The sequence below is a fragment of the Bacillus sp. P4_D3 genome (assembly GCF_056401855.1).
Genome location: NZ_JBFUIN010001255.1, coordinates 1 through 609, shown reverse-complemented (window position 1 = coordinate 609; position 609 = coordinate 1). Strand labels below are relative to the sequence as shown.

The window sequence follows — 609 nt, the reverse complement described above, 5'->3', positions numbered from 1 at the left end:
AAACCATTGACATAGCCTTCTGATTTAAGTATTGTATTCGAGTATGTTTATAATCAGGAGGTTTATATGAGCAATCAAACTACTACACATCATGTGAAAATGACAACAGCAGATCCATCTGGAATTGGTCTATTTGGATTAGCGATGGTAACACTTGTAGCATCATCTCAAAAGTTAGGCTTAACAGATGGCGTTTCACTTGTATTACCATGGGCAATCTTTTTAGGAGGATTTGCACAAATCTTTGCATGCATTCACGATGCAAAGCATAACAATACGTTCGGCACAACAGCATTTGGTGCGTACGGCCTATTTTGGTTAGGTGTTGGAATGACTTGGTTAATTCAACTTGGAGTATTTGGCGAAAAATTAGCCCAAACTGCAGATTCAAAACAGCTTGGGGTAGCCTTTATCGGATACTTGATTTTCACGATCTTTATGACAATTGGTGCAATGGAAACACATAAAGTATTATTTATGATTTTCGTCCTTATTGATTTCTTATTTATCGGTCTTTCATTAAGTACTTTAGGTGTTATGCCGCACGCAATGCATAATTTAGCAGCGTATTCTGAACTATGTATTTCATTATTATCTTTCTATGGTTCA

Annotated in this window: 1 protein-coding gene; it reads left to right on the top strand. The window is 36.3% G+C overall.

The genetic code is table 11. The features are described 5' to 3' along the window. Window positions 1-66: 66 nt before the first annotated feature. The coding region (locus AC1DTM_RS30645) for an acetate uptake transporter (RefSeq protein WP_477001726.1) at window positions 67-609 on the top strand (543 nt) is incomplete at its 3' end.